The following is a 9,197-nucleotide window of genomic DNA, read 5'->3' as shown; positions in this document are numbered from 1 at the left end:
TTCCTTTGCTCGAGTGACTTTGACGGGTCTCTCGAAGAATCACGCGATGACCTTCAATCATTCGGCAACGACACGCCGGTACCGCTGATCAGGTCCGACTCGTACACCACTCTGCTGGACGCAACCCCGCGGATCGGGCAGTGCCAGGCGCAGCAGTTCGGCGGTGCCCTCTTCGCGTGCCTCGACATAGGAATGCTGCGGGTCCGGATTGAGGAACGCGGAGGTGTTGTAGCCGACGCCCTGCAGATGGACCATCTCGGGGTGACGATTCACCGCCATGCATTGCGGCCCGATGTTCCACGTTCCCCAGGTCCCGGGAACCGCATATCCCACATATTTGGGTCCTGTACCCGGGGTCGGCGTTGTGGGCAGAATGCCCAGCGCCTTCTTCGTCTCGAAGTCACAATCACCGGGCCGCGCATTGGGATTCGCCGGCAGCCGGGGCTGGTACCCGCTGGCGTTCTTACGTGACTGGAACTCTTCGACGAACGCGGCGGTCGCCGCATCGTAAGTGCCGTTCAGCTGGACACCCAAGGGCACGGAGTAACTGCCGAATGCCAGCAGGGCCCGGCGCTGAATCAGCCGGACCTGGTCTCCGGAAAGGGGCTCGACGCCGACGCGCCAGATCCCATCCCACGCCCTTCTGGGTGCCCCGTTCCCGGCCGGCTGAACATGCGTGGCGTCCGGAAGGGTCTCGCGCACACCGTCGGTCACCGCGGGCGCGGCCTCACCGTTTCGCTGCGGCTCGTCGATGCGGGGCTCCGCCTGGGTGTCCAGTGAGCTGACGGGACCGCCGGCGAACCGCCAGAAGATCCGCCCGTTCTCGAACCGCTGATACACCGTGTCCGGCCCATCTTCGATCTCCCGGGATTGCGGCCAACCGAACTTGCCGTCCTGACCGCCGGCACTACGCCAGGTTTCGCCGATACCGCCGTGCACCGGCCATGCGTGGTCGTCGCCGTTGCGGTGATAGATGGCGCCGTGTTCGAAGCTCTGCCATGTCCCCCGGTCGGCCTTCACCGCGTCATCGGTCGGATAGCCGAGGAACGATGTCTCCCAGCCCACGGATGCCCAGAAGTCGCAAATGCCCGGCTTCGGGACGGCGAAGGTTCCGGTTCTGGGATGGAAGTAGATCGACCCGTGTTCATAGTGGGCGTACCGTCCTGATCCGTCGGGGCAGGATAGTTCGCGCTCGGCGATGATCTTGTCACCCAGCCACTCGTTCGCGTCGCGCACGGCCTCGATCCGAGTTTTGACGCCCGGTTGGGGACCGGCATTCACGTAAGCCTCGGGGCCGCGGTCGATCAGTTCCTGAAGTTCTCGGCGGAACTGGTCGAGGTCGATGCCGGCCGGATCGATCTTGCCGTGGGCCAGATTGTATTCGCGGTGACCGCAGAACCAGGATGCGTCCTTGCCCAGATACCACAGGATCGCCGCGACGCCGCATTTGTAGCTTCGGAGTTGCTCAGGTGTCCAGTCCCACGGCGGGGTACCGCGACTCACCGCCTCGATCCCGATCGTGTACCAATTGGCCTCAGTGCTGAACTTCGACGCCCATGCTGAACCCTTGCCTCCGCCCGCATGCCAGCACACCCCGACGGCGATGAACTTGAACGTGCCGTCCTTCTCCAGGACCAGCTGCGCCAGAGGGCCTTTCAGATCAGCCCGGCCGTGCTTGACGATCTTCCAGTCGTTGACGCCTCCTCCCGCTGTGTGGTGGCCGATGACGCCTCGCACCTCTCGGAAGTCACCATGGCCGTCGTTCAACGGATTACCTATGTCGGTGACGGTCAGTCCCCACAGCCGCAGCACGTCCGGGAGCCAGACCGGGTCTCCCCGCCACACGTCGGTGAGTGGCTTCAACTGCTCCACTGTGTCTTTCGGCTGTTCCTGCACTACAGCGGGCATGGTTTCCTCCTCAGTTCCCCACTGGCCGAACAACGGCTTCAGAATGCGGTTGCGGTCGACTCCGATGCCGTTGACCTTGCGCTTGTCGATCTCGAATTGCTTGATGTGCGCCGCAGGATGTGCCGGTGCGTCTTTGTCTCCGCCCCAGCCGTGTTCCCAGAAGTAGGTGGCGATATCGGCCTCTCGGCACCGATCGATCACCCAGGGATTGCAGTACACACCGAGGCGCTCTTTGCCCAGAGATTCCTGCCAGGCCGCAAGGTAAGGTTTGACCTTCGTCTCCCACTCCACCTGGGTGGGCGCCGCGTCGATGGAGACGTAGATGACGCCTCGGGGGTGGCCTCCGGCGGCTTCGTGAATTGCCTGTCCTCTGAGCGCGTCCTCTTTTCCTCCAACGGATCCGCGAATCCAGTCGGAGGTTTCGAAACCTCCCTTGGCGAACTGATAATTCGAAACGATCTGCAGACCATGCCATGTGAAGTCCTCGGCTTCGGCCCGAGTCAGCGGCTTTCCCTGCATCCAGTTCGCCCGCCGATCCGACACGTAGCGGACGGCACCGACGAACCCGGCGTCCTTGATCGCTTGCGCCCCGGGGACCCCGGCCGAATAGTCCACCAACTCCTTACCCACAAGGTCAGCCCTCACTGCCGCGCCGACGGGCTCGGCCGGCACCGATTCGCCGGCAATGGCGGCGTCCCGCAGCCATGGCAACGGGTCGATCTTCTGGTTGGGATCGTAGCCACGAGGCATGACCGACAGATGCAGATGAGGTGCGACGCCACCGTTGGTGGCCTGGTTGGGATTGATATGGCCGATGCGTTGTCCGGCTTCCACCCGGGCGCCGTCGGCTACTTCGCGCACGATGTGCCCGTATTCCGTTGTACCGCCGCCGTCTTCAGTGGGGTGGTCGATGACCAACCATCCCGCGGGATCAGGGCCCCCATAACCCGCGGCGGCGCCCGAGTGAATGACCCGTCCTCCCGCACAGGCGAACACGGGTCGATTGGCCGATCCGCCCGGCCAGCCGAAGTCGACGCCGGCGTGATGGTTGCCCCACCGCGGACCGAAAGGCGAGGTGATGATGTAGCCCCGTTCCATGGGCCAGAACCGTTGGTTCATGACGACACTCCGTTTCCGCTGAGGTCCGGGCGTTTCACCGCCGGCGCAATCTCGGCAGTTTCGAAGAAGCGGTTGATTCCCGCGCGAAGGCGCTCGTTGCGCCAGTACTCACCGTGGCCGAGCGTCTCGTCTTCCAGTCGTTCGGTGACGTCGACGTTGTCGGTCTCGCGCCTGGTAGGGACCACCGATCCGATCGGATCGGTCTTACGCCAGTAGTTGCGCCACCACGTCCCTTTGTACGTCATGCCCCACGTCTTGACGAAGAACTCGTCGTCGAAATAGCGCGGAAAGAACGTGCGATAAAGAGTGGACAGCGTTGAGCCGCAGGTGAATAACGCAATGCGGTCGGAGCGGGCATTGTTGGAGGTGTGATGCGTGCGGGCTTTCAGCGCGTCCCGGTCACTCTGCCCTTCGGTCGGTTGCTCGGTCCAGTGGCCACCGTGGACAAACCAGGCGCACACCACCGACCCCTGGCTGTGCCCAACCAGTGCGAGCGGAGTGTGCGGATACTCCAGCGTGACGTCGTTGATCGTCTGCCGGATGCCTGCCAGAAGCGCACGCCGGTACGACGCTCCGGCCAAGGGGTGCAGGTCGGGGGCCCAGAATCCGGCGATGTCCGCGACGGAACCGAAGATGCTGCGAAGCCGCGCCGCCAACCGCTCGGGTCTGCGGATGACGACCATGAGGATCGCCACCGCGCCGGCCACCTGCAAGGCCACCAGGAAGTCGGCGATCAACCATGGGTCGGCGTTCGCGAACCCGCGATACATCAGGACCCACAGACCCGCCGTGGCGACAAGGCCGATGGCCACCGGTGGAGCCAGACGACGCGGCAGCGCAACGACCAATTCGTGTGTGCCGCTAGGATTTTTTTGGCGTCGGCCACTCCTGCGCGTCGCTTCGGCCAGGGCTATCGACTTCCGCTGCTTGGCCAGTTCCACGCAGAAGACGACCGCGAACACGGCGAGTGCGCCCAGGAAGTACACCGGGATCAGGTCGATGCTCAGTGCTTTCGGCACCCGCGCGATCACCTTGACACTGAGATCGTCGAACCGCGGAAGCAAGACGTGGCGGATCTGATCCTCGGGTGATACGTGCTGCGGTGGACCGTTCTTCGGCGGGACGAAAATGAACACGCTGTCGAAGAACTTCCGGAGCATCGAACCTGCCGTGTGCAGCAGTGTGATGGCCAGGACCAACAGCAGCGCCGCACCCGCCAGCGCTGCACCGTTGGTCTTCTTCCACAGGGCCAGCGCGCACAGGCAGAGCGCCACGATGAACACCAGGCCCGTGGTGCAAGCGATGATCAAACTCATCGGATCCACCGCGACACCCGGATCGCCTGCCGGGGTGAGGATCCGGCGAATCCAGGCGTGCGGATAAGTCGCCGGCTTCGCATGGAGGAACTGGATCATGCCCACCAGCACCAGAATGCTGGCCACCGATATCATGCTGCCCGCCCGGTCCACGAGGGCCCGTCCGACGAACATCCGGTACACCACGAAAGCGATGAGGATCCCCGGACCCACACCCTGCAGCAGGACTCCGGTCAACCGATCGTCGCCGTGTGCCAGAGACCGCCACGCCGTCTCGAAGATGACGCTGATCCAGGCTGCCATCGCCACCGTCAGGCACAGGCTGGCCACACTGATCCCGGTGCGCATCAGATGGCGTGACCGGTCGGGCGGCTCCATGTAGCCGGCCACATTCAGCAACGTGAACGGAAAAGCAAGGTACCAACCGAGATGCCGCGTGATCTGGCGGTTCGCGCGACTCCAGTTCACCAACCGTAACGGGTGTCGTGGCAGCGGCGGCACCTCGCCGATCCATACCCGGCTGTCGACCAACTCCTTGTATTTCGGCCGCCCGAGTGCACTGAACGTCGAATGATCGCCGATACCGTGGACACGCACCTCGACGCCACCACGTGAACCATTCGGCGTCGTCGGTGCGGAACGGTTACTGTCCCGCACCTCCGGAGCGGGCGCCGCGGCGGTGGCAGCGGTCGCACCGTCCTCGACGTCGAAGAACTTCCCGCGAGGATCGAACCTATGATGGGCTCCCCCACCGTCGAAAGCTTCGAGCGCGGTCGGATCCGAGTCTGGCGACTCCGTGCCGACTGAGGATCCGCTCTCCGTAGTGGTCATGGTCAAGCCCCCAACCATCGAACGTGTACCAATGCCACGATCCTGGTGCGCAGTCCCAGGCCGGGAGACCGTAGTGGTCTACCTGCAGTGAGCGGGAAACAGGTAGGCGACTACGCGTGCGGCCCGCTCGTTCGGACCCGACGATTACTCGCGTCGCCACGATCGTGGCCCCGGTGAGAGATAGAGGGGTGCGCCATGAACAAGAAGCGCGGGGTCGAACACCTCATCGGAGGTTGTACGGTGCTTCTGATGTTGCTCGTAGCCACGGCGAGCCCGGCGGCAGCCGATGAGAACGACTTCCTCTACGACCTGAACAACGCGGGCATCGGTGGGCCGCCCGACAAGCTGATCCAACTCGGCTGGAGCATCTGCGGTCAGCCAAGAGACTCATCGATCGCGGCCATCGACAAGGACACCGAATTGACCGAGGGCGACGCGGGGTTTCTGTATGACTCGGCCGTCAGGTTCCTGTGCCAAGGCGGACAGTGAGAATATCCCCGCTGATCCGGGTCCGGAGTTCGATGATGGCGCGTACCCCGAACCTTCCAGAGGTTCTTCTCGCCGGCAGAGCAACCCTCGATTTGCCGTCGACGAAGCAGTCATCACGAAACCGGCATCGTGACCAACGGGCAGCCTTTTCCACGCAGGTGGGCAACTTCGGCGAACCCCCAGGTTGTCGAGCACGTAATCACCGCATTCAGCCATCACATTTGGCCACGCCGAACCCTGGTGGCCTCCGGTGGGCAAGAGCACCCTTCTTTGCCTCTTCACCGGCCCGTACCCCTCTCCCGGTGACGATCAATTTCCTTAGTCAACAAGCGATTCCGGCACGTGGCTGCAAAATCCCGATACGCACCCCACAGCGCGTCCGGGTGGCCACAATTGTTCCCGAGGCCACTTTCCCGAACGTGAACTCGTTCGGTGCTCATGCCGTCAGTGGGGGATCATGACAGACATCGCCACGGGGTTCCTTCGAGCCATCGAGTCCTTCCTCAACTCCCGTCTCGGGCATATGGCCGAGACCACCTGGGACGACACGGGCCCCTTCCTCGGCGCGGTCGTCACCTTCGACAGCGCGCAGCGAAAGGCCAAGTTCGACGAACTCAAAGCGGACATCGAGGCGATGGGCCCGGTCTTCGAGAACATCGGCAAGAAGATCAAGAAGCAGACCGAGCTCATCAAGAAGATGGTCGCCGAATCGAAGACGGACATCGGCGACGACGACTTCGATTTCGACGTCGCGGCCCGCGTCGCCATTCGCATCGGGATGGCACTGTCGGCCGCCGACGAGGCCTACAACATCATCGCCACCGAACTCGCCAAAGACGCCGCCGGACAGGTCGACGACAACATCCGAACCGGCCTCATGGACCTGTGGAATCCCACCGCCCAACCCTTCAAGGACCTCGGCGCCGGCGCCGGAAATCTGCTCAACAAGTTCGGCAGGCTGTTCGGAATCCAAAACCTGCTCGGCGATCTCGGCGAGACACTCGTGCTGGACCGCGAGGGCAACGGCTTCAAACTCGTCGTCAAGGCCGCCAAATCCGGGCCTGCCAGGCTCGGGGCCTTAACCCTCGACCAGCTCTCGTTCGAAGGCTTCCTCCAGTTCAGCGACCGCGAGATCGCCCACCCCACCGACGAAGAGAAGAAGTCTCTGGTCCAGCGCGGCGACAAGTACTACATCGGCGACGTCGGCATCATCGGTCTGCGCATGCGCACCATCCTGCAACCCGGGCTCACCAGCGACCCGCTGCTCGCGAAGGTCATGCCCGGTTCCAGTGAGCCCAAGACCACCACCATCACGGCCGTCTCACTGGACACCGGGCAGGGCTTCTATCTCGGAGACGGCCGCGGGAACGAGAAAGCCGTTCTGCCGGTGCGGTTCTCCTATCCGGCGGTGGAGCTGCGCGAGATGGCCCTCGGTTTGGTGCGCAATCCCGCGCGTGAGGTCACGGCCTTCGAAATAACCACGTCGATCGTGGCGAAAATGGGAGATGCGGTCGGCATGCAGGTCGTCGGCGGCGGTCTGGTGATCACCCCCGAGGGCGCCACCGAGCAGCAGGCGATGTTCGAGATGCCCGTGTCGACCCGCTGGCCCGACGCGATCGGGCTGCGCGTCAAGGCGGGTCCCATCACCGGCGGCGGCTTCATCCAACGCGTCGAACGCACCTACAAGGTCGACGGCAAGGACGTCAAGCGCATCGAGTTCGGCGGCGTCATCCAACTGCAGATCCTCAAATTCGGTGTCTCGGCGATCGTCATCCTGTCACCGGATCCGTTCTCGCTGGTCCTGGTGATCGGGGTGCGCTTCCCCGTGGCCATCGAACTGAGCTTCGGATTCACGCTCAACGGCATCGGCGGCATCCTGGCCATCGACCGCGGCCTGTCCCTCGAGGCGCTCAAGGCCGGGATGAAAGACCACCTCCTGGACAAGATGCTGTTCCCTGACAACCCGGTCGCCGACGCTCCGAAGCTGCTTGACAAGGTCGCCAACGTCTTTCCCCCACGCTCGGGCGGCTTCGTCGTCGGTCCCATCGTCGGACTCGGGTGGGGGTCTCAGGCGAAGTTCGTCGAGATGAAGCTCGGTGTCGTGCTGGCGCTCCCCGACCCCATGATCGTGGTGCTCGGTTCGCTGCGCGTGCGCGTGCCCACCAAAGAAGCTCCGATCACCGACATCAAAGCCGATGTCTTCGTAGCCATAACGCCGGACTATCTTCTGCTCTTCGCGAGCATGCGCGACTCGAAGATCGCCGGCTTCACCGTGTCTGGTGACCTCGGTCTGTACATCGAATGGTCAGGCTCGGGCGGGTTCGAGTTCTCCGTCGGTGGTTTCCACCCCGAGTACGAAAAGCTCGTCGGGAAGAAGCCCAAGCTCGGCGAGATGGACCGGCTCACCATCGATCTGTCGCCGGCGAAAGCCATCAGCTTCGTCATCAAGGCGTACTTCGCCATCACCGCCGGCTCGGTACAACTCGGGATCGACGGCAGGCTCAACGCGGACTTCGCCGTGATCACCGCGAAAGCGTGGCTGACGCTGGACATGATCTTCATCTGGTCACCGCGGTTCGCCTTCAAGGTCTCCATAGAGGTCGGTGTCGAAGTCGAATTGCTGGGCTTCACCTTCGCCTCGATCATGTTCCGCGGATCGCTGGAAGGCACCCGCCCCTTCAAACTCGCCGGACACCTCAAAGTGGACGTCTGGTTCCTGCCCACCTTCGACGAAGACCTCGGACCGATCACCTGGGGTGACGAGGAGCCCCAGAAGCTGCCCCCGGTCGACGCCCTCGCCTTGGCCGCCGCAGCTCTCAACGAGCCCGACTCGTGGAAGGCCACGCTGCCCGAGCACGCCGCTCAGATGGTCACGCTTGCCGAGGTCGACGACGTGTCCGGGCGCATCGCTCACCCACTGGCCGGGCTCGAGGTGTCGCAGACTCAGATACCGCTCGGGGTGAAGATCACCCACGTCGGCGCGTCACCGGTCACAGCGGACATGGTCACCCTCGGGATGCCGGTGTCCTCGGCCGGCGAAGCTGCGGCGGTCAGCGAACTCCGCACCCCGTTCGCCCCGGGTCACTTCTTCGACCTCGAGGGCGAGAAGCTGCTCGCCCGTTCGGGTTTCGAAGAGCTGCAGGGCGGTTGCCGGATCGCCGCGGCCACCACCCCCAAACTCGGCGCGAAAGCCCAGGAGAACGTCGCGTATCGCACCTACGTACGCAACGAAGCGGACCGGCTCCTGCCCGATCTTCGGGAGAACTGGAAATTCGCCGCCTTCGGAAGCGCATATGTCCGCACCAGCAACGTCGGTCGTATCACGGCCGCCGCCGCGAACCCTTATCTGCCCAGACCTCCCGCCGACCCGCCCGTCGACATCCTGCCGCAGGGCACGTCCGCGCTCACCGACATCGCCACCGGTGGCCTGCTCCTGGCCGGTCTCGGCGCATTGAGCGCCACCGAGGCCGCCGTCATCGCCGATTCCGTGGGCGCCGCCGGATCGGCTGTCCGGACCACCGTGAGGGGCTGACT

Annotated in this window: 4 protein-coding genes; 2 read left to right on the top strand and 2 right to left on the bottom strand. The window is 64.0% G+C overall.

The window, feature by feature from the left end; translation table 11 throughout:
• Nucleotides 1-57 precede the first annotated feature (57 nt).
• Together ACXMYJ_RS23620 and ACXMYJ_RS23615 are read right to left on the bottom strand one after the other, a co-directional pair.
• On the bottom strand, nt 58-3,027 hold the full coding sequence (locus ACXMYJ_RS23620) for a glycoside hydrolase domain-containing protein (protein ID WP_460359004.1): 2,970 nt from the start codon (nt 3,025-3,027) through the stop codon (nt 58-60).
• Nucleotides 3,024-5,174, bottom strand: coding sequence for a lipase family protein (locus ACXMYJ_RS23615; RefSeq protein ID WP_460359003.1), 2,151 nt, complete (start codon nt 5,172-5,174; stop codon nt 3,024-3,026). Before ACXMYJ_RS23615 ends, ACXMYJ_RS23620 begins: the two co-directional genes overlap by 4 nt.
• A gap of 249 nt (nt 5,175-5,423) precedes the next feature.
• On the opposite strand from ACXMYJ_RS23615, the gene ACXMYJ_RS23610 reads away from it, so the two are divergent.
• Nucleotides 5,424-5,663: a DUF732 domain-containing protein gene (locus ACXMYJ_RS23610; RefSeq protein ID WP_443189130.1), complete on the top strand. Its 240-nt coding sequence runs from the start codon at nt 5,424-5,426 to the stop codon at nt 5,661-5,663.
• 457 nt (nt 5,664-6,120) lie between these two features.
• The gene (locus tag ACXMYJ_RS23605) at nt 6,121-9,195 is read left to right on the top strand and encodes a DUF6603 domain-containing protein (protein WP_460359002.1); all 3,075 of its coding nucleotides are present in this window, start codon (nt 6,121-6,123) and stop codon (nt 9,193-9,195) included.
• Nucleotides 9,196-9,197 lie beyond the last annotated feature (2 nt).

The organism is Mycobacterium sp. ZZG (genome assembly GCF_054786995.1).
The sequence above is the reverse complement of the archived record's forward strand: the minus strand, read 5'-3'. Positions and strand labels throughout refer to the sequence as shown.